The organism is Pedobacter sp. KH_004 (assembly GCF_057840755.1).
Genome location: NZ_CM174519.1, coordinates 1,170,721 through 1,192,116 on the forward strand (window position 1 = coordinate 1,170,721; position 21,396 = coordinate 1,192,116).

The following is a 21,396-nucleotide window of genomic DNA, read 5'->3' on the forward strand; positions in this document are numbered from 1 at the left end:
TCCTGACGAATAAATTGCTTTGATCCCTTACCTTTGCGGTACTAACAAAATCATCCATATTCATCTTGATTACTAAAGGCAAACGAGTAATTTCATCTATCACCTATTTTTTTCTTGGAGAATATTTTTCAGATGCGCTGCGCACCACGCTCACAGTGATCATTCCGATTATATTTTTCTTTTATCTTGGAAATAGGGAAGCTGCAACCGGTATTGGCGTAGGTGCATTGCTCATTAGTTTAACAGATTTGCCCGATAACCGTTTTAATAAGTTTAGAACGGCTTTATTAAGTCTTGCGTTTTTCTCATTTACCACTTTTCTGGTTTCACAGGTGTTAGATTATCCTATTTTTAAGGCCCTTGTGATTACCTTTCTGGCCTTCGCATTTTCACTTCTAAGTGTTTACGGTCAAAAAATGGGTTTGATAGGAACCATGTCGCTTATTGTATGCGCCTTTGTAATGGGGCTTCATCCGCCACGGCCAATTTATTTTAGTGGATACATGTTACTTGGAGGAATTTGGTATTACATGATCAGTTTGATTCAGACAGTCATCAGACCGTATCGTTCGTTGAATCATGCTATTTTTGAGTGCCTGATGGCTAGTGCCGAATTTTTAAAGGCAAAAGCTAAAAATTATGATCCCAGTATCCCGCTGGATCATCAACAAAAGGAGATCATCAAACTTCATATTCGTGTTAATCAAAAGCACGAACTGATCCGGAATTTGCTTTTAACTGATCGCTATGCAATGGATCCAGAGAATAACAACGGACAAATTTTGCTGGCCCGGGCCGGCTTTCTTATTGATTTGTATGAGCAACTTAACGCGGTGCATTTTGATTACGAAAACGTGAGGCAAACCTTGGCGGGAACTGATGTGCTGCCGTTGATTGCCAGTTTGATAGCTGAACTTGCAGAAGAAATTGAAGCGCTTGAGCAGCAGATCCGTTCAAAGAATAATCGACCAAGTTCATCAAAAGAGGTGAGCAGGTTTTTAGAAAGTAGAGTACTTTTGATCCAAAAACTTCCAGCGCTTACTGAAACTCAAACAGAATTTGTCAAAAATGTCTTAGCAAATGTCGACGAGATCAGCAGTATTATAGCTTCCATTCGTAATAAACAAACTTTTACTGCGCACCACAAAGCTGGTCGTGAAAAAATTGCTTTTCCTCGTTTTTTAAGTTCCGACCGTTTTGCCTTAAGTGATCATCTCACTTTAAAATCACCGATTTTTCGCTTTTCTTTGCGGATGGCGATTTGCTTTCTTTTTGGTTTTATCTTAATCAGTCAATTTCAAGATAGTAAATATAGCTACTGGCTGTTTCTAACCCTGGTAATTGTCGCCCGCCCAAAATTTTCCATCACCTGGAAACGAAATTTTCAAAGACTCAAAGGCAGTTTAGGGGGGATTGTAATTGGTTTGGTGTTGGTTTACATCATTAAAAGTCCGGCAGTTCTGTTGTGTACTTCTGCAATTTGTCTGCTTGGTTTTTATGCTTTCAACAGAATCAATTATACCATTAGCGTGCTTTTTATTACGCCTGCAGTTATTCTTACTTTAGGGAGTTATCATGGTCATTTTGATCATATTGTAAATGCTAGAATCTTATATACCGCTATCGGATGTGCCATAGCGATTATGGCTACTTATCTTTTTCCCATCTGGGATAGCAAAAACCTACATCAAAAGATAAAGGAAGCAGCAGATGCCAGCTTGAAGTACTTCATGATCGCCACAACGGAATCTAATCAGGGTGAAAATACGGCGAGACTCGCACGCAAGAATGCAAACCTTAGCCTTTCAAGCTTGTCTGAGTCTATCGAATCTGCCAGTCAGGAACCTCAGCAATCGTCAATAGATTTGAAGAACTTCTACGAGTTGCAGGTGATCATTTATAAAATTAATGCTATGGTTACTTCTATCTTTTTATCAGGAGAAAGAGTCAATCAAAATTTTAATGATCAAATATTTAACGAGATCCATTTCAATCTAAACTTAAGTTCGGAAAGTTCTGTTAATAGACTTGAATCTAATCAACAGTCCATCGGCGAAGTAGTTGGCAATAATGCATTGTATCAAAAATTACTTATCATTCTATCCTTATCTGCTAACCTTAACGAGTGCTACAAAATCAGCTAATTGATTTTTACATCAATATGCATTTTCGCATAAACAGATTCAATACGTATTTGTTATTATTACGTTTTTAAAGGAGATACAAAATGGATTTAAATCTAAAAAATAAAACAGCTTTTATCAGCGGCTCAACAGCTGGTATTGGTTATGCTATTGCCGAAAGTTTTTTAAAAGAAGGGGTCAATGTAATTATCAACGGAAGATCGAAAGATACTGTTGATACTGCCGTAGAAGACTTGAAAAAAACTACTGGAAGTAACGCGGTAAGTGGAATTGCTGCAGATTTTTCAAAGGTAGAAGAGGTGAATGATTTAATCGCTGCTTTGCCACAGATTGATATTTTAATAAATAACGCCGGGATCTTCGAACCAAAATCATTTGAAGAAATTAATGATGAAGATTGGTTTCGCTTTTTTGAAGTGAATGTGATGAGCGGAATTCGTTTATCACGTCATATTTTTCCAAAGATGCTGGAAAACAATTGGGGTAGGATTATCTTCATTTCCAGTGAGTCTGCTGTGTTCATTCCCGATGAAATGATCCATTATGGAATGACAAAAACCGCCCAATTGGGTGTGAGCAGAGGTTTAGCTGAGCTAAGCAAAGGTACAAATGTTACCGTAAATTCAATTTTGCCTGGACCCACAAAATCAAAAGGTGTTGGAGGCTTTATTGAAGATTTAGCAAAAAAGGGAAATATCAGTATCGCCGAAGTTGAAGAAGATTTCTTTAAAAACATGCGTCCAACGTCGTTAATCCAGCGGTTTTTGGATGTAAGTGAGATTGCCAATGCAGTAACTTATTATTCAAGTCCATTGGCTTCTGGCACAAACGGGGCAGCAATACGTGTAGAAGGCGGCTTAATCCGTTCAATTTTATAACATAACACATTAGAATATAATTATGAATACTGAAAAAGCCATATTAGCAGGAGGTTGTTTCTGGGGGGTAGAGGAATTGATCCGTCATCAACCAGGCGTAATTTCAACAGTAGTGGGTTATACTGGCGGCGACGTGCCGAATGCTACATACCGAAATCATGGCACCCACGCCGAAGGAATAGAAATTGTATTTAATCCTGAAGAAATATCATATCGAAAATTATTGGAGTATTTTTTTCAAATTCATGATCCGACAACAAAAAACCGTCAAGGGAATGATGTAGGTACATCTTATCGTTCGGCGATTTTTTATCTGAGTGAGGATCAAAAAAATACGGCGCTTGAATTGATTCAGGAACTCGAAAATTCGGGCAAATGGCCTGGAAAGTTTGTTACAGAGGTTGTTCCTGCCGGAGATTTCTGGAATGCGGAAGAAGATCATCAGGATTACTTGCAAAAAATTCCTTATGGTTATACCTGCCACTTTGAAAGACCAGATTGGAAACTGGATTAACAAGCAGCGGGCATATCAAAAACATCGATGTCATCCTGACCTTCTAGACGGATTTATTAAAATTTCCTGAAGCAATGTTTAGATGAGCTCAAATGACAATATTAGAAAAAAATTATTTTAATCGACAAAGCCTTTCGGGTTCCGAAAGGCTTTGTGCTTTTATGCCTGTGCAGGATTAATCTTTTCAACTTTCTTCTTGTACGACCAGTAGAATACGATCGGATAAACAAAAAGGTTGAAAAGTGTATTGGTAATTAAGCCTCCTATTACAACAATGGCTAAGGGTTTCGAAGCTTCAGATCCAATTCCGGTTGATAAAGCAGCGGGCATTAATCCAATCGCTGCCATTAAAGCAGTCATTAAAACTGGTCTGAATCTACTTGCAATACCATCTCTCATGGCATCGGTAAATGTCCAGGTTTCGTGGTGTTTCAGTTCGGCAATATTGGTTTTGAAACGGGTAATCAGAATTACTCCATTTTGTACACAGATCCCAGATAAGGCAATAAAGCCGATACCTGCAGAAATGTTAAAGTTTACACCTGCAAACAACAAAGCCAAAATTCCACCAATCATGGCAAATGGAACATTGTTTAATACCAGCAAAGCATCTCTGATATTTCCGAAAAGGACAAACAGAATGAAGAAGATTAGCAACAAACTCACTGGAACGGCTTGCGATAATCGGGAAATGGCTCGTTGCTGATTTTCAAAATCTCCAGCCCATTCTAGTTTGTACTCTTTAGGAAGCTTTATTTGTGCATTTACCTTTTGTTGTGCTTCCGCAACTACGCTGCCCATGTCTCGACCACGGATGGAAAATTTAATGGCGCCGTAACGTTTGTGTTTATCGCGGTAAATCATGCTCGGTCCGGTAATTTTTCTGATGCTCGATATTTCACCAAGTTGTACATTTGAACCTGATAAAGTCGGTATCCTTAGTTTACAGATCGAACTTTCATCATTCCTGAAATCTTCTGGATAGCGAATAATAAGGTCAAACTTTCGCTCACCTTCATAAATTTGCGTGGCTGCTTTACCGCCAATTGCCATTTCGATAACCGCATTTGCATCAGCAGTGCTCACCCCATAAAGTGCCATTTTCTTTTGATCGAGGTTAATTTGTAACTCTGGCTGACCAAGATTGCGCAAAATTCCAAGGTCTTCGATGCCCTCAACTGTTTTTAAAATCTTTTCAATTTTTTCTTCTTCCTGTTCGATGAATTCGAAGTTTTCACCAAACATTTTTACCACAATAGATCCTTTGACGCCGGAAACGGCTTCTTCCACATTATCAGAAATGGGTTGCGAAAAGTTGAGACTGATGCCTGGAAATGTTTTGAGCTTCTCCTGCATCCGTTCAATCAGTTGCTCTTTGCTCTGTTTTCTTTTCCATTCTTTCCGTGGATAAATATCGACGTGAAATTCCATGTTGTAAAATCCCGTTGCATCGGTACCATCGTTCGGTCGGCCAGTTTGCGACATGACCTGTTTAACCTCTTCAAAGCTTAAAAATATCTTTCTCATATCATTAGAAAGCTTTTTGGTTTCGTCTAAAGAAATACTCAGCGGCCCTGTTGCCCGAACGTAAATAGAGCCCTCGTCTAAGCTCGGCAGAAATTCTGTGCCTAAAAACTTAAAGCTAAATGCGCCCATCAGCAACACGATAATAGAGATGGAAAAAACCAATTTTTTCTTGCTGAAACAGATATTGTAAAATTTTAGGGTGGCTTTGGTCATCCATTCCAGAAAAACATTATGTTTTTCTTTTACATTTTTCTTCAGCAATACACTCGCCATCGCAGGCACCAATGTAAAGGTTAAAATAAGCGCACCTAACAGCGCAAAACTCAGTGTCCAGGCGAGTGGAGAAAACATTTTGCCCTCTACTTTTTCAAAAGTGAAGATCGGCAACAAGCCCGTAATGATAATCAGTTTGGCAAAAAGGATTCCCTTACCATTTTCCATACATGCTTTTTTGATGAACCCGAGCTTGCTCATTTTGTTAAAACGATCCATGCCCAGTTTCTTTGCCCGCATATCCAGGGTAACAAAAATTCCTTCGACCATTACCACTGCACCATCAATAATGATCCCGAAATCGATCGCCCCCATAGATAACAAATTTGCAGGCATTCCTTTCAGTTTAAGACAGATAAACGCAAATAAAAGCGCTAACGGAATGATGATTGATACGATTAGCGTGGTTCGCCAATCGGCCATAAAGAGGAAAACGATTAAAGTAACAAATAGGATTCCTTCGAGCATGTTTCCCATTACTGTGTGTACAGAATAGTTAACCAGATCTTCCCGGTCGTAGAAAGGCTTGATCTTCACATCGTCGGGCAGGATCGAGCCGTTAATTACATTGATTTTCTCTTTTAAACGGGCAATTACTTCACTCGGATTGCCACCTTTGCGCATCACCACAATACCTTCAACTACATCTGGATCATAATCTCTACCTACCTGACCTAATCTCGGCAAAGCCGATTCCGCAACTTCGGCAATTGTTTTTACGTAAACCGGAGTTCCGTTTACGTTATCCACTACCACGTTTCTAATCTCATCTATATTGTTGAGCACACCGATTCCACGCACCACGTATGCCTGCCCGCTTTGAACAATAACGTCGCCGCCTACGTTGATGTTACTTTTTGAAACAGCTTCAAAAAGTTCGGTAGCCGTTACGCCATATTGAATTGATTTCTGAGGATCAACTGTGATTTGGTAGGTTTTTACCTCTCCGCCAAAACTAACTACGTCAGCAATGCCTGATACGGATAGGAGTTCACGCTGGATCACCCAATCCTGCAATGTTTTCAACTCCCGAACCGATTTCTGATCACTGCTTAAAGTGTAGCGAAAAATTTCTCCCGTGGGTCCGTATGGCGGCTGCACCTCAGGCTGGATTCCCTCAGGCAAATCGGCTTCATCCAGGTGGTTGTTTACCTGAACCCTCGCTTCGGCGTAATCAACATCATCTTCAAAGCTCACTTTAACTATCGATAATCCAAATAAGGATGATGAACGAATGCTGGTTCTTTTTTCGGTTGGATTCATCGCAATTTCCAGTGGCCTACTTACGAATTTCTCTACCTCTTCGGCACTTCTGCCTGGCCACTGCGTAATAATAGTAATGTTGGTATTGGTAACATCAGGAAAGGCATCTATTGTGGTGCTTTTGAAGCTGAAATAACCGGCCAGGACGAGGATGAACGTGGCGAAAAATATAAAATATTTATTTTTCAGCGCAAAGCCGATGATACTTTTAATGAATTTGTTCATGATTAAAGTTTGATGATGAAGGGATTTTACTGGGTTTTCAGGTTTTCAAATAAGAAAACTTGTTTCGACGCAATTACACGATCGCCAGCTTTCACACCCTTGCTGATAAAGATCTTGTCGGCAGTTTTGCGGCCAATTTCGATCTCTTGAATGCGGACCTTATTATCGCTGCTTAATAGTAAAACATAATTTTTATTCTCATCAAAAATTACCGCCCTAGCGTTTACCACAGGTAAATTTACATCCGAACTAGCTGAAACCCTTACCGTACCGAGCATACCTGGCTTCAATAAAAAATCAGGATTTGCAATGATAACCCTTGCGTTCATAACCTTGCTATCTTGATCTATCAGGTTATAAATTTTGTCGATTTTTCCCTTAAAAGTTTTCTCCGGATAGGATAGGGTCGACAAATTCACTTCATCGCCAGCTTTAATTCTTGAGATATCCGATTCGTAAATGTTAATCATTGCCCAAACATTAGAAAGATCAGCAACTGTAAATAAACTTTTGTCGTTATCTCCACGCAACTGCATATTATCGTTAACTTTTTTTTCGATCACGAAGCCATTCAATGGCGATTTTATGGCATATAAACCCGTGCTACTACCTCCGTTTATTTTTAAAACAGAATTGGCCCTTTTCAGCTCCGCTTTCTTAATTTGATAATCGTTTTTCGCTTCTTCTAATTCTTTAGCCGATGATAAACCACTTTCATAAAGTTGTTCGGCTTGCTTAAAAGTTCTATCTGCGGTTTTAAGTTCAGCTTCGGCGGCAATTACTTCTTTATCAAAGCCAGCCATTTCAGCACTGTTTACTGTTGCCAGGATTTGTCCAGCCTTAACCTGGTCACCTAAATGCACATTTACTCGGTTTACCGAACCGCTAACCATGGGGAAGAGCTCTGATTTTCTATCTTCATTGGCTGTGATTTTAGCAGAAAATATAATGTCTGCTTTGCCATCTGCCTGCTGAACAGTGTCGATAGTAAGCCTGTTCAACAGCGAATCTGTAATGGCGAATTTTTCAGATGGAGGCACTGCTTTTTTATCACTACAGCCAAAGCCGAAACTTACTGCTATTAATAGAAGTGCCTTAATGATATTTTTTTGAATGGTTTGCATAATAATTAGTTAAAAATGTTGGTGCCGGTAACGTAGTTTAATTCCTCTCTCGAACTCATTCTTTCGAATTTCAGATTGTTTATTTGCAGGATATTTTCCTTGTAGGATTCATATAAATCGAGGAATTCGATCAAACTAATGTTTCTTTCTCTGAAGTTTTTGATTAACCCATTGATCAGTTTATCAAATTCGCCATTGAAGGCAGGATCGATTTCTAAATAAAGTTTTTCATTTCTCAACGCAGTGCGATAGCTGTTAAAAACCTCGTTCGATAGTAAGATCTCCTGCTTTGTTATATTCGAAGTAGCAGCATCAATTTCAACTTTAGCCTTTTTAATTTCTCCCTGGTTTCTATTGAATAAGGGAATAGGAATCTTGAGGCCAATACCCATATATTTTTCCGGATAATTGCCTTTTAAATCGTAAGACAATGAGATTTCGACATCAGGAATGGCCATTGCTTTTTGAAGCTTTAAATTGAGTTCGTTATATTCAAGATCAGTTTTGGCAAGCTTTAAATCTGCCCTGTGTGTTCTGGCAGAGTCGAGCAGATTGGAATAGCGGATTTGATTTAAGGAAATATCCTTTTCCGCTTTTTCTGGAAGTTCTAAAACCAGGGAAGCATTGGGTTCCAGGCCACACAATAACCTTAAATCTTTGTAATGATCTTCTAAATCATTCAGCAGGTTTACCCTTTCTGATTTTAAACCAATAATTAATGATTTTATTCTGATTACATCTTTTAGTGCAACATTACCCACTTTCAACTGCAAATTGTAAGCCTTTAATAGGCTTTCAGTCGATTTGATCTGTTCATCATAAACCTTTATCGTTTGGTTGGAGAAGTAAGTCTTGTAAAAAGTATTGCGTAACTCAAACTTAAGTGTGCGTATCAAATCGAAATATTCCAGTTCCGCCAATTTTACGCCTGTTTGGGCAAGCTTAATGTTTTTGTTTCGCTTGCCGGCGAGTTTAATTAATTGAGAAACTGAAGCCGCATATTGCCCATACTCAAAGGATGTTTGCAGGAATTTCTTTGTTTCGTGGTTGTAAAAAAGATTTTCGTATTCAAGCTCCGGATTATCGAAAAGCTTTGCCGTAATTACTTCGGCTTTGGCGGCATCTATTTCGTAATTACGGGATAACAGGTCAAAATTATTCTTTAGAAAAAGAACTTCGGCCTGTTTCAAATTGAGCTTTAAAGTGTTAGTTTGTGCTAAGCTTAGCTTGGTAGAAACAGTAATTATAAAAAGTAGAAAAATACTTATTCTCATCATGCGGCAAAACTATCTTTGCCGAATTAAACAGGAATTAAATCGAAATTAAAAGCGGATTAAAATAAAGGTAGGGTAATAATAAAAGCACTTTTTTGAGTGCTTGAGCTTGAAATCTCAATTTTTCCTTTAAATAGGTGTATAATTTTTTGAGCCATATATAAGCCCATTCCTTCACCGGTTTTCCCTAATTCTTTAGAGCGGGTATAAAATGGTTTAAAAACTTCTTCTTGCTCCAAAGCAGAAATTCCTTTTCCCTGATCACTTATTTTGACAACTAAATTTTGACCATTTCGCTCCAACGTACAGGTTACCTTTTTGTTTTCGGAGAACTTAAAGGCATTTGAAATAATGTTATCAAACACAATCTGCAGTAACACAATGTTTGCCGATACCTGTAGCTGGCTGCTAGCCAAATTATTTATTATTTCAATCTCCAGATTTTTTTGATGCTGCCATTCCTGCTGAATTTTTATCAACAGCTCATCTACCTGAATAGGGGAAAGCTGCGACTGGATCAGTTCTACATCCATTTTTGCCAGGGCCAATAATCCGGTAATAATATGGTCCATCTTTTCAGCATCGTCCAGCATGGATTGAATCGCTTTTTGATAGGAATCACTATCACGCTCTTTAGATAGCGCCAGTTCTGCAGCCATCATCATCCTCGTAACGGGTGTGCGCAACTCATGCGAAGCATTCGCTACAAAAGTTTTCTGAAGGATAAAAGCCTGCTCCAATTCGTTCATCAACTGATTGAAGTTTTTTGCGATAAGACCGATTTCGTCTTCCGTGTTGCGCTCTTCAACTCTAAATTCCATGTTTTTCAAACCAATTTGTTTCACTTCGGTCATAAACTTTTTTAATGGCTGCAGCATTTTTTCAGCAATCCATCTACTCAAAAGCAAAACGATAATGGAAATCATTACGAAAACAAAAACCATAATTTTCAAAAGCTTTACAAGCCTGTCATGAGAGCCTTGGTCGGTTGCCGAAGCCAGGATAACAAAATCGCCCTGATTATCTTTGTAATAAATGCCAACAACCTGCCGCTCTCCATCGGTATATTTTAGGCGTTTGTTTTTTCTAACATTTTCTATTGTAGCTTTTGTCCAATATTGTGCGGAATCGCCAATAAAGGTTGCCCGGTTTTTATAGTCGTAAATACGGGTAACTTCACCATTTAACTTTTGCAGGTATTTATGCCGCACCTCATTTAAGGCATCTCTGCTAATTTCGTCGGCCTCCAGATACAATTTCGCCGTGACCATTGTTCTATCTGTAAGGCGCTCAAAAAAATCAGCCTGCAGAAATTTCATGAAAGTAAAATACACTACGCAAAGCACCGCGAAGAGCAAAGAAGTGCTGATCAAAGTAAAATACAACGCAATGCGATCTTTTATTTTCATTATTTAAAAATGTAGCCCATGTTTATTTTCGTGTGAATTAATTTTCTGTCGAAGTCTTTGTCTATTTTCTTTCGCAGGAAATTAACATAAACATCTATTACGTTCGTCCCTGTATCGAAATTAATATCCCAGGCCATTTCAGCAATATACCGACGCGATAATAAACGGTTGGGATTTCGTAAAAACAACTCTAATAAAACAAATTCTTTGGCACTGAGGTCGATGATTTTCCCGGCCCTGCTTACCTCTTTGCTTAAGGTATCCATTGTCAAATCCTCGAAAATAAGTTGATGATTTGGAATATTTTCGAAAGAAGTTTGTCTTCTTAGAAGTGCTGAAACACGGGCCAGCAGTTCTTTTAAATGAAAAGGTTTGACCAGGTAATCATCAGCGCCAGCATCTAAGCCAGTAACTTTATCATCAACGGTACCCATAGCGGTAAGCATCAAGATAGGAGTTTGGATTTTTTTTTCGCGAAGGCGTTTGCAAACCTGGATGCCACTTAAACCCGGCATCATAATGTCGATAATTAGCAGGTTAAATTGTTCCTGACCGAAGTGCTCGAGCGCATCAATTCCGTTGGAAACAACATTTATCTGATAGCCGTTTTCTTCCAATGCAGTTTGTAACAACGCCGCAATTTTTGGATCATCTTCAGCTATTCCTATTTTAAGCATTTACAAAAATAGTGATATGATCTTAAAACGGTATTAAAATGATAGTGCTAAAGGGGTTTTAGGTTTGGAATCAGGTTTAAAAACGCCTGAAGGTTTGCCTGATATTTTTTCTTATCCAGTTTAAAATAATAGGCCCCTTTTTTAGAACCGGATTTGTCTTTTTCTTCTAACTTAATCAGTAAGCCCGTTGAGCTGATCTTCCTGCTGAAGTTTCTGGTGTCGATCTTGGTATCATTTACCTCCTCAAATAGAATCTGTAACTGGGGAATGGTGAATTTTTTCGGTAACATTTCGAACAAAATAGGGTGTAAGGCTGCTTTATAGCGTAATTTTTCTCTCGCATCTGCAACCATCCTGTCGTGGTCGAAAATGAGTCTAGGTCGCTCACTGATTAAAAACCATTCTGCATGGTAATCATCATTTAGTTGCGTTTTGTATTTATTAATATCAATCAATGCAAAATAACCAACGGAAAGCGTTCGCTCGATCGGGTCGCGGGCAGGCTCTCCGTAGATTTGCAATTGTTCCAGGTAAATTCCTTCCAAGCCAGTATTCTTTTTTAAAACACGTTGAGCAGCTTCATCCGGACTTTCATTACTGCCCACAAAGCCTCCAATTAAACTCCACTTGTTGATTTCTGGTTGCAAGCCTCGCTTCACGAGTAAAATTTTCAAGTGTTCTCCGTCAAATCCAAACACAATGCAATCTACAGCGACTAAATAATGAGGTTGACTAGAATATTCTAACATTTTTAATAATTATCGGGTGATGATTTAAATTTCCACTAAAATATAAAATATTAATAAAATTATTAATTGTCGTTTTGACATTTAATATATTATATATAGCTTTGTTATTATTAGATTAACGAAAATACGCTCAATTCAAAACACAAAGAAATAGTTATGGACATAGAATCTTTAAAAGCCTCATTTGTAAAAACTTTTAATACTGAATCAATAATTGTAAAATCGCCTGGTAGAATCAATATTATTGGCGAACATACCGATTACAATGGAGGCTTTGTGATGCCTGCTGCCATAAATAAAGCGATTTATGTTGCTGTTTCTAAACGAATAGATGACGAGATCCATCTTTATTCAGAAAGCTATCAGCAATTTCATAATTGTAGTATTGAAAGCATTGAAAAATCAGACAAAGGCTGGGCTAACTATATCTTAGGTGTTGCAGATCAGCTAAAGAAGAGAGGTTATAAGTTTGGTGGATTTAATCTTTATCTGGATGGTAACGTACCTTTGGGAGCCGGTTTGTCTTCTTCTGCTGCATTAGAATGTGCAACCGTATTTGCCATCGATTATCTCAACAACCTCGGTATCTCTCAAATGGATAGGGCGCTAATCTCACAGAAAGCTGAACATGTTTTTGCAGGCGTGAACTGCGGGATTATGGATCAATTTGCTTCCGTTTTTGGTAAAAAAGACTATGCTGTAATGCTGGATTGCCGTTCAATGAAATACGTTTACATCCCCTTGAAATTAGATGGCTATAAATTGGTTTTATTAAATACGAATGTTAAACATTCACTTTCCGACTCTGCATACAACACCAGAAGATCGCAATGCGAACAAGGGGTAGCTTGGGTAGGCGAATTTGTTGCGGGTGTAACAAGCTTAAGGGATGTTAATCGGGCTATGCTTGAGCAATACGTAAAGCCAAAAAGTTTGGAGGTTTTCCAGAAATGTAACTTCGTAGTAGAGGAAATTGAAAGGGTAGTGAAAGCCGCTGATCAACTTGCAAATGGCGATCTTGCCGCTTTAGGTCATCTGATGTTCCAAACCCATGAAGGCCTGAGCAAAGATTATGAGGTGAGCTGCGCTGAACTTGATTTTCTGGTAGAACTTGTAAAAAATGATAATGCTGTTCTCGGCGCACGAATGATGGGGGGCGGTTTTGGAGGCTGTACCATCAACATTGTAGAAGATGAAGCTATTGACGAACTGATTGATCGGGCGAAAATAGACTACAAACAGAGATTTAATTTGGAACTTGATGCCTACGTGGTACAAACAGATAATGGATCTGAGTTGGTGAATTAAATTTTAGGTGATAAATAAGGTTTAAATAAAATAGGCCTTATTTATTCTGTTTGTAATCAATTTAACACTGCAATTTTAACGTTGCATTCTTGGCCTTTTACTTTTTTGAGGCTGTGAACCAGAAGGTTTTGGCTTAAATACTTTCTTTGGTGCTTCTTCAGCGCTTTGTTTCACTGTAATTATATTTCCCTTAAATGTTTCACCATTTAGCATAGAAATAATATTGCTAGCATCTGATTGATTGAGCACTTCTATAAACGCATAACCCTTACATTTTCCGGTTGCTCTATCTCTAACAATTTTTATGGTTTCAATTTTACCATGTAGGCTGATAAAAATTGCCAGATCCATTTCCTGGATATTATCTGCTAAACCACCGACAAAAAGCTTAATCATATTAAGAAAGTTAATTTAAGGATAATTTTAATTATTAATATGTCTTGATAACTACCTTTTATATTAATAATGTTGCAAAATAAGCAATATTAAAGCAGAAACAAATGTAATTGTCCTCTTTTTTTGCAAAACTTATTGAATTATATTAGTTTAATATTGTTTGAAAAATCAGTAAGGCGATTTATTTGTGCTGAAGGTTCAACATCTCTTTAAATACGCTTTACTACCAATCATTTTATTTGGTATTGACTATCACCCCAGATATTTAAAATTTATAATCGATCGCCGCTTCTAATCAGAATAGATGAACTTTAGATTACTTTTTCAAGAAGAATGAGTTCTTTCTCTAAGAGCCAGCATGCTTCAATCGGCTTGAAAGTGGGTTTTTGATATTACGGCAAGGAATTTGTTAAGGATTTGGAAAAAATAAGATTATGAAAATATACAAATCATTCCCATTAGTGCTTCTGGCAATTGTACTGGTATCTGGTTGTGTTAGCAACAAAAAATATACAGAGTTGCAGGATACTTATGCTAAACTCAGAGAACGGAACCAGGAGATGAGTAATAAATATCAGGATAGCCAAAGAGAATTAACTGGCGCAACCAGCAGGGTTAAAAGTTTAGAAGAGCAAATTGCATCAGAAAAAGCAAATGTAACGGCCCTTCAAGATGCATTGAACAAATGTTTAAGTTCAAGCAGCCAGGGAAATGTTAACATTTCGAAATTGGTTGATGAAATCAATAGTTCAAATAAATACATCAAACAATTGGTGAATGCGAAGAACAAAAGCGACTCACTCAACATGGTGTTAACAAATAACTTAACCCGCTCATTAAGTAGGGAAGAATTGAGTGATGTTGATGTTCAAGTATTAAAAGGCGTAGTGTACATCTCTCTGGCCGACAATATGTTATATAAATCAGGTGGATTTGAAGTAAGCGATAAAGCAGGAGAAACCCTAAGTAAAATCGCTAAAATTATTCAGGATTACAGTTCTTATGATGTACTAATCGAAGGTAACACAGATAATGTTCCAATTTCGCAGCCTAATATTCGCAACAATTGGGATTTAAGTGCTTTACGTGCTTCTTCTGTTGTTCAGGTATTGCAAAATAAATATTCTGTTGATCCAAAACGCTTGACAGCAGGTGGTAGAGGAGAATACAATCCGGTAGCTGATAATAGCACACCAGCTGGTAAGGCTAAAAATAGACGTACTCAAATTATCATTACCCCTAAATTAGATCAATTCATGGATCTGATTGGGAAAGCACCCGAAGCATCTCAAAAATAAAATAACGAATCAGTTAAATTAAGAGCCTGGTCATTTTGAAGTGCAGGCTCTTTTTTTATCACAAATTCTATCAAACTCATAACTATTGCAACCTACTCAATAAAAAATTTCATCTGCTTCAAAATTCCTTCAAACATTTTCTATCCTTTAGCGATTGTTCATATACAAAATTATGGAAGAGCTAATCAATCAATTAAAAAAATATTTAGGAAACAGGGTTGAAGAAGTGCGAAGCAAAGGACCTGCCGAGGTGGAAATAGTTATCGGGGAAATGGAAGATGTTGATCAGATTTCGACTGATCTTAAAACTCATATTGGAGGAATTGTAGATGGAATCACGTTAGCAAAAATTGATTTTGTTACCCCCGAAGGAAAGGAACTTTACAGCTTTGCGCTAAACCAATAACATCAGGTATTATGAAAATAGATATCCGAAAGCGAAGCATTGGTTTGAATTTTTTGGAAGGTAATAAAGTCGAAATCTGGCTTTGGGCTCCAAATGCTAATAATGTATTGTTATTTATTCCAGAAAAAGAGTTAGAAATACCATTATTGAAACAAAATTTTGGTTATTGGTATGCGCTCTCATCCTATATTTCCGAGGGTGATCAATACTCTTTTAAAATCTGGCAATCGGGTGAAACGGAAGACGATCTTTCTGCTGCAAAACCCATCACAAGAGCAGATCCTGCATCAATTTACCAAAAAGATGGCATCTCCGGAATGTCAACTGCGTTAAATTTGAAATCATTCCATTGGACAGATACAGATTGGAAGGGTGTTTCGTTAGAAGATTATATTATCTACGAGCTTCACACTGGTACTTTTACTCCTGATGGAGATTTTAAATCCATTGAAAACAAGCTGGATTATTTAGTTGATTTGGGCATAAATGCGATCGAAATCATGCCTGTGGCACAATTTCCTGGCAACCGAAATTGGGGTTACGATGGTGTATATCCCTTTGCTGTACAAAATACCTATGGCGGACCAAAAGAATTACAGCATCTGGTAAACCTTTGTCACGAAAAGGGCATTGCAGTGATTTTGGATGTAGTTTACAATCATTTAGGACCGGAAGGAAATTACTTCAGCGATTTTGGTGCCTATTTTACCGATAAATATCATACTCCCTGGGGCAGCGCAATCAATCTTGATGATGAAAAATGCGATCCCGTAAGGCAGTATTATATCGAAAACGTATTGATGTGGTTCCGCGATTTTCACATTGATGCATTGAGACTAGATGCCGTTCATGCGATTAAAGATGGAAGTGCCAAGCACATTTTAAGAGAAATTAAGGAAAACGTAAACCTTCTTTCTGAAACTGTTGGCAGGGATTTCAACCTTATAGTTGAACTTGATTTAAATGATAATAAATACATCAATCCAATAGAGCAGGGTGGTTACGGCATGGATGCACAATGGATCGACGAATTCCATCATGCGCTTCGTGTAACTGCCGGTCAAGCGAAATACGGCTATTATTCTGATTTCGATGGAATTGAGCATTTGGGTAAAGCTTTAACTGATGCCTACGTATATGATGGTCAGTTTTCGACTCATCGAGAAAAGTGCTTTGGAACAAAAGCCAAAGACAATCCTGGAAAGCAATTTATCGTTTTCTCTCAAAACCACGATCAGGTAGGCAATAGAATGCTTGGTGAGCGTACAAGCCAGCTGGTAAGTTTTGAAATGCTAAAGCTGATGGCTGCCACTGTGTTTGTGAGCCCTTATTTACCACTCATTTTTATGGGTGAAGAATACGCTGAAGAAAATCCATTTATGTTTTTTATCTCACATATTGACGAAGAACTGGTTGGGCTGGTAAGGGAAGGGAGAAAAAGAGAATTTGCCGCATTCCATAACGGTGAAGAAGTTCCTGATCCGCAAAGTGAGGAAACATTTAATCATTCAAAACTAAATTGGCAAAGCCAGATTCAGGGCAAACATCAGATCATGCATGCATTTTACAAGGCAATTATAAAGCTGCGAAAGTCCTCACCTGCATTGGCCCATCTTGACCGTCAACAATTAAAGGTTGATGTTTATCGAGATCAAAATTGTTTAACGATGATCCGATGGCATCAAAAACAAAAAGTATTATGCGCATTAAATTTTTCAAAGCAACAGCAAGTTTTGCCAGTCTCAAATGGATTGGATTATAACCTCGTTTTAAATTCTGCAGCCAATCAGTGGGGAGGAAACGACAATAACGATGTAGATTTTACTGATAATAAGCTCACTATTTTTCCAGAATCGATCCTAATTTTTAGTAGCCAAAATGTTTAAACCAACTTCAACATATCGCATTCAATTTCATAAAGATTTTAATTTTAAATCATTAAATAACATCATTCCGTATTTACAAAAACTAGGGATCGATACCATTTATGCCTCACCGATATTTGAAGCTGTTGAGGGTAGCACTCATGGTTATGATGTTGTAAATCCACTTCGGGTGAACCCAGAAATTGGTACCGAGGATGAATTGTTAGAAATCTCCACAGGACTAAAGGCGGCCAAAATTAGCTGGATTCAGGATATTGTTCCTAATCATATGGCATTCTCACCAAAAAATAAATGGTTAATGGATGTCTTGAAAAATGGGAGCATGTCAAAATATGCCTCTTTTTTTGATATCGATATTTCGAATGACCAAAAACTGATGGTACCTTTTTTAGGTTCAGATCTGGAAGATGCTATTGAAAGCTCAGCGTTAAAATTAATCAAAATTAAAGGTGAATACTTTCTCAACAATGGAGATTCAAACTGGCCTTTAAATATAGTTAGTCAGGAAAGGCTTGCTGGTAAAAATGAGGATGAAATCATCGACAAGAAACTGATTAAAGAAATTGCGAATAAGCAGTTTTATCGCCTGTATAACTGGCAAGAAACAAATCATACCATCAATTACAGAAGGTTTTTTACGGTAAATGCACTAATCTGTTTGAATATTCAGGATCAGGAAAACTTCGACATTTACCATGAATACATTTTAGAGCTAGTTAAAAAGGATATTTTTCAAGGTCTACGCATTGATCATATTGATGGACTTTATGATCCAAAAGGCTATTTAGAAAGATTGAGAAAGGTTGTTGGTGATGAAGTTTATATTGTTGTAGAGAAGATTTTGGAACGAGATGAACAATTGCCGTCCGATTGGCCGGTACAAGGCAACACAGGATATGACTTTTTGGCCATGACAAATAATCTATTCACCAACCAAACGAATAGGGGCAAGTTCGATGAAATTTATAAAGAAATCACTGGCAAAAATCTTGATCCAAAAATATTAATAAATGAAAAAAAAGAAACTTTCCTGTTTCAATACATGCAAGGAGAGCTAAACAATTTATTTGATTTATTTACTGATTTAAAGCTTCTTTCAACTGAAGAAATTGACAGGGTTAAACCTGAAAAATTAAAACGGGCAATCGCAGAGCTATTGATTCAAATGCCTGTTTATCGCTATTACAATTACAATTTTCCACTTCCAGACAACGATAGCGAAAATTTAAAAGCGTTATTGGATATCGCTGCAAATCAGGAAGGCTTAAAAGAAGCGACTTTAGCTTTAAAACAGATGTTTTTAGCGGTACCATTACATTCGGATGCTGAATATAATGGCAAACTGAGCAAATTTTACCAGCGGTTAATGCAATTTAGCGGGCCGTTAATGGCTAAAGGGGTAGAAGATACCGTAATGTTTACCTATAATCGTTTTGTTGGGCACTCGGAAGTTGGCGATGCACCCGATGCATTTGGTTTCAGTGTCACCGAATTCCATCAGAAAATGGTTGATCGACAGTTGCATTGGCCATTGTCGTTAAACGGAAGTTCTACTCACGATACCAAGAAGGGAGAAGACTTTCGAGCTAGAATAAATGTACTTACTGATCTTCCTAAGGTATGGCAGGTAGCCATTCAGGATTTCAGTTCAGCGATAAAAAACTCCGAAAAACTAAACGAAATCTATAAGTTAATCCACAACAATGATTTTTATCTTATTTTTCAGACTATTTTAGGCGCTATCCCTTATCCCGGCGAGGATGCAGATGAGTTTGATAATCGTTTGGTTCAGTTTATAGAAAAGGCCTTAAGAGAAGCCAAGAAAAGATCTGATTGGGCAGAACCGAATGAAGAATATGAAAAACTATTACAGGATTTCGCACTTCAGTTAATTGATGAAAATGAAGAAAGCTTCGCCATAATTTCGAAACTTCTCAATCGCATTGCAGATTTTGGAATTCTAAATAGTTTGTCTCAACTGGTTTTGAAATTCGTTTGTCCAGGTATTCCGGATGTTTACCAGGGAACAGAACTTTGGGACTTGAGCTTGGTTGATCCAGACAATCGCAGGCCGGTTGATTATGAAAAACGGAATCAGTTTATACAAGAAGAATCATCACTAAAAGAACTTTGGTCTTCAAGGTATTCCGGGAAAATCAAATTATGGTTAACTAAAAAACTCATCAATTTTAGAAAAGAAAATCAGGATCTTTTCACTCAAGGGGATTATATTCCGTTAAAAGTAGAAGGTACTTATCACGATAATATTTTAGCTTTTGCTCGTAAATACAAGGATAGATATGTTGTTATTGCGGTTCCTTTAGGTTTAGCAACGATAAGCAAAGCTGAAGAAATTGTGGAATTTAATTGGTTAGATACCCAGATTATACTTCCGAAAGAGTTTCCTACTAGCTGGCGCAATATTATAACTGAAAAAGATGAAGTAAAAGATATCCTAAATGAAAATTTTTTGGTCAACCAGTTATTTGGTGAATTGCAAATTGGTTTAATTGAGTTAAAACGCAAACCCATTGAGCGATCTGCTGGTATCCTGATGCACATTACTTCCTTGCCTTCTAAATACGGAATTGGTGATTTTGGATCTGAAGCCAATAGATTTGTCGATTTTTTAGCAGAAACAAACCAACAATACTGGCAAATATTACCACTAAATCCCACGAAAGTTGGAAATGGCTATAGTCCATACTCAAGCAATTCGGCTAAGGCGGGTAATATTTTACTAATCGATTTAGAACAATTGGTAGACGAAGGTGGGCTTACGGTTGATGATTTGAGCGCTTCCGTTTTGCCTTTCGAAGATGAAGTTGAATTTTCTCAAGTCGAGGAAGCAAAATTCAAGTTGCTCAAAAAAGCTTACAAAGCTTTTAAAAAGAACAAAACGGAAAATACTGACTTAGAATTTTTCAACTTCTGTACCAAAGAAAGAGAATGGCTTGACGATTTTGGTTTATATACCGCTATAAAAAATCATCATCAACAATTAGAATGGTATAATTGGCGGGCAGAATTTAAAAAAAGGGAAACGAAACAAATCGATGTTTTTCGTAGTGAATTTGCTGAAGAAATTGACGAGGTAAAATGGCAGCAGTATGTATTTTTTAAGCAGTGGCATAAACTCAAAGATTATTCAAACTCAAAGGGTATTAAAATAATTGGAGATTTGCCATTTTATTTAGATTATGATTCTGTGGAAGTTTGGTCTGATCCCGAGCTTTTTAAATTGGATGCTAATTTGAAACCCACGTTTGTAGCTGGTGTTCCTCCAGATTACTTTAATGAGAATGGCCAATTATGGGGGATGCCTGTTTTTAACTGGACTGTACTGGAAAGTAGTAATTATGAGTGGTGGATTAAAAGGTTACAGAAGAATATGGAAATGTTCGATCTGCTCCGTTTAGACCACTTTATTGCTTTTTCGTCCTATTGGGAAATACCTGCAGATAGAGAAAATGCTATTAACGGGAAATGGGAAAAAGGAGGGGGCGAAAATTTCTTTAAGGTAATTAAAGCGAAATTTCCAGACATGCCTTTCATTGCCGAAGATTTGGGGGAAATAAGCACCGAAGTAGAGCAGCTTAGGGATGAATTTAAATTGCCTGGAATGAAAGTACTACAGTTCGCTTTTGGAAGTGATCTTTCTGCATCTTCGCATATTCCGCATAACTTTACAAGCCAAAATTGTATCGTGTATTCTGGTACACATGATAATAATACATTAGTTGGTTGGTATGAGAAAGATGTAGACCAACAAACAAAAGAGCGCATAACAAGATATTTTGATCGCCAAATTGATGAAAAGGAAATTCATAAGGAATTTATCAGACTTGCATTTTCATCGACTGCTAAAATAGCCATTGTGCCGATCCAGGATGTTTTAGGTTTAAATGAAGAAGCAAGAATGAATATTCCAGGTAACGCAAATGGCAACTGGTTATGGCGATTGGATCTGGAAAAGCTCAAAGCAATCAAACATTGGCTTGCAGATATTACTTCAACTTACGGCAGAACAAAATAACGTGGATAC

15 protein-coding genes are annotated in these 21,396 nt (G+C 37.5%); 8 read left to right on the top strand and 7 right to left on the bottom strand.

Annotated elements, in window-relative coordinates; all coding sequences use genetic code 11:
* Positions 1 to 65: 65 nt before the first annotated feature.
* The 3 genes from AC3ITD_RS05155 to msrA all read left to right on the top strand — a co-directional run bounded on the left by AC3ITD_RS05155 (position 66) and on the right by msrA (position 3,536).
* Positions 66 to 2,144: an FUSC family protein gene (locus tag AC3ITD_RS05155; protein ID WP_489364607.1), complete on the top strand. Its 2,079-nt coding sequence runs from the start codon at positions 66 to 68 to the stop codon at positions 2,142 to 2,144.
* 83 nt (positions 2,145 to 2,227) lie between these two features.
* Entirely contained in the window at positions 2,228 to 3,022 is a 795-nt protein-coding gene (locus tag AC3ITD_RS05160) for an SDR family NAD(P)-dependent oxidoreductase (RefSeq protein ID WP_489364609.1), read from the top strand.
* A 22-nt stretch (positions 3,023 to 3,044) separates the two neighbouring features.
* Entirely contained in the window at positions 3,045 to 3,536 is a 492-nt protein-coding gene (gene msrA / locus AC3ITD_RS05165; protein ID WP_489364611.1) for a peptide-methionine (S)-S-oxide reductase MsrA, read from the top strand.
* Positions 3,537 to 3,695: 159 nt separating this feature from the next.
* On the opposite strand, the gene AC3ITD_RS05170 is transcribed toward msrA, so the two are convergent.
* From AC3ITD_RS05170 to AC3ITD_RS05195, 6 genes are read right to left on the bottom strand one after another with little or no spacing between them, the layout of a single operon-like run.
* Positions 3,696 to 6,824, bottom strand: coding sequence for an efflux RND transporter permease subunit (locus tag AC3ITD_RS05170; RefSeq protein WP_489364613.1), 3,129 nt, complete (start codon positions 6,822 to 6,824; stop codon positions 3,696 to 3,698).
* A 26-nt stretch (positions 6,825 to 6,850) separates the two neighbouring features.
* On the bottom strand, positions 6,851 to 7,948 hold the full coding sequence (locus tag AC3ITD_RS05175) for an efflux RND transporter periplasmic adaptor subunit (protein ID WP_489364615.1): 1,098 nt from the start codon (positions 7,946 to 7,948) through the stop codon (positions 6,851 to 6,853).
* A 5-nt stretch (positions 7,949 to 7,953) separates the two neighbouring features.
* On the bottom strand, positions 7,954 to 9,225 hold the full coding sequence (locus AC3ITD_RS05180) for a TolC family protein (protein ID WP_489364617.1): 1,272 nt from the start codon (positions 9,223 to 9,225) through the stop codon (positions 7,954 to 7,956).
* 56 nt (positions 9,226 to 9,281) lie between these two features.
* Positions 9,282 to 10,631 carry a HAMP domain-containing sensor histidine kinase gene (locus AC3ITD_RS05185; RefSeq protein WP_489364620.1) on the bottom strand — a complete coding sequence of 450 codons (1,350 nt, stop codon included), beginning with the start codon at positions 10,629 to 10,631 and terminating at the stop codon, positions 9,282 to 9,284.
* Positions 10,631 to 11,308 carry a response regulator gene (locus AC3ITD_RS05190; RefSeq protein WP_489364622.1) on the bottom strand — a complete coding sequence of 226 codons (678 nt, stop codon included), beginning with the start codon at positions 11,306 to 11,308 and terminating at the stop codon, positions 10,631 to 10,633. The genes AC3ITD_RS05185 and AC3ITD_RS05190 overlap by 1 nt, the downstream gene beginning before the upstream one ends.
* 47 nt (positions 11,309 to 11,355) lie before the next feature.
* A complete protein-coding gene (locus AC3ITD_RS05195; RefSeq protein WP_265799231.1) occupies positions 11,356 to 12,057 on the bottom strand; it encodes an NUDIX hydrolase in 702 nt (233 codons plus the stop codon).
* Between the two features lie 156 nt (positions 12,058 to 12,213).
* On the opposite strand from AC3ITD_RS05195, the gene galK reads away from it, so the two are divergent.
* Positions 12,214 to 13,365 carry a galactokinase gene (gene galK, locus AC3ITD_RS05200; RefSeq protein WP_265799232.1) on the top strand — a complete coding sequence of 384 codons (1,152 nt, stop codon included), beginning with the start codon at positions 12,214 to 12,216 and terminating at the stop codon, positions 13,363 to 13,365.
* Between the two features lie 75 nt (positions 13,366 to 13,440).
* Here the strand turns inward: galK and AC3ITD_RS05205 are convergent, their stop codons facing one another.
* Complete coding sequence (locus AC3ITD_RS05205) at positions 13,441 to 13,761, bottom strand: RNA recognition motif domain-containing protein (protein ID WP_489364626.1); 321 nt, start codon at positions 13,759 to 13,761, stop codon at positions 13,441 to 13,443.
* 434 nt (positions 13,762 to 14,195) lie between these two features.
* Here AC3ITD_RS05205 and AC3ITD_RS05210 point away from each other — a divergent pair, with 434 nt between their 5' ends.
* The 4 genes from AC3ITD_RS05210 (at position 14,196) to treY (ending at position 21,387) form a co-directional block, all read left to right on the top strand.
* Positions 14,196 to 15,059, top strand: a complete 864-nt coding sequence (locus AC3ITD_RS05210; protein WP_489364627.1) for an OmpA/MotB family protein — start codon at positions 14,196 to 14,198, stop codon at positions 15,057 to 15,059.
* A gap of 172 nt (positions 15,060 to 15,231) precedes the next feature.
* A complete protein-coding gene (locus AC3ITD_RS05215) occupies positions 15,232 to 15,465 on the top strand; it encodes a hypothetical protein (RefSeq protein WP_265799234.1) in 234 nt (77 codons plus the stop codon).
* 11 nt (positions 15,466 to 15,476) lie between these two features.
* Positions 15,477 to 17,351 (top strand): malto-oligosyltrehalose trehalohydrolase, encoded by a 1,875-nt coding sequence (gene treZ, locus AC3ITD_RS05220; RefSeq protein WP_489364630.1) that lies wholly within the window; start codon positions 15,477 to 15,479, stop codon positions 17,349 to 17,351.
* Positions 17,344 to 21,387 carry a malto-oligosyltrehalose synthase gene (treY, locus tag AC3ITD_RS05225; protein ID WP_489364632.1) on the top strand — a complete coding sequence of 1,348 codons (4,044 nt, stop codon included), beginning with the start codon at positions 17,344 to 17,346 and terminating at the stop codon, positions 21,385 to 21,387. Before treZ ends, treY begins: the two co-directional genes overlap by 8 nt.
* Positions 21,388 to 21,396: the final 9 nt, after the last annotated feature.